We start from the raw sequence: 427 nt of genomic DNA, 5'->3' as shown, positions 1-427 counted from the left end.
GGACATCTGTGGAGCTAAGACTCGACTGAACCGGACAGACGACTCAGGCAGGCGCATTGATCTTGGCCAATTCCGCCAATACCGAAAGCAATCGGTCGATTTCATCTTCCGTGTTGTAGGGAGCCAGGCCGATCCGCACCATTCCTCCCGTATCGGCCAATCCCAGTTCTTTTACGATGGTAATCGCATAAAAATTTCCGTCCCATACATATATACCCGATTCACCCAGACGCTCTGCCACCTGCGCCGGAGTGTGCCCCTTCATTGTAAAGGAAATCGTGGGCGTTCTCAGCTTATCATTAACAGGGGTGCCATATACGGTTACGCCGGGGATTTCCTGCAAGCCGCGATACAACCTGCCCGCCAGGGAATGCTCGTATTCATACATGCGCGTCATCGCGTCGGCAATCTCGCTGCGCAAATCTCC

At 53.6% G+C, this 427-nt stretch carries 1 protein-coding gene; it reads right to left on the bottom strand.

Annotated elements, in window-relative coordinates:
• Nucleotides 1–43: 43 nt before the first annotated feature.
• The coding region (locus tag MXD62_RS10235; RefSeq protein ID WP_248829092.1) for an aminotransferase class V-fold PLP-dependent enzyme at nt 44–427 on the bottom strand (384 nt) is incomplete at its 5' end.

It is taken from the genome of Frankia sp. Mgl5, assembly GCF_023242985.1.
GTDB classification, from domain to species: domain Bacteria; phylum Actinomycetota; class Actinomycetes; order Frankiales; family Frankiaceae; genus Parafrankia; species Parafrankia soli.
This window is presented reverse-complemented; position numbering and strand designations above follow the sequence as displayed.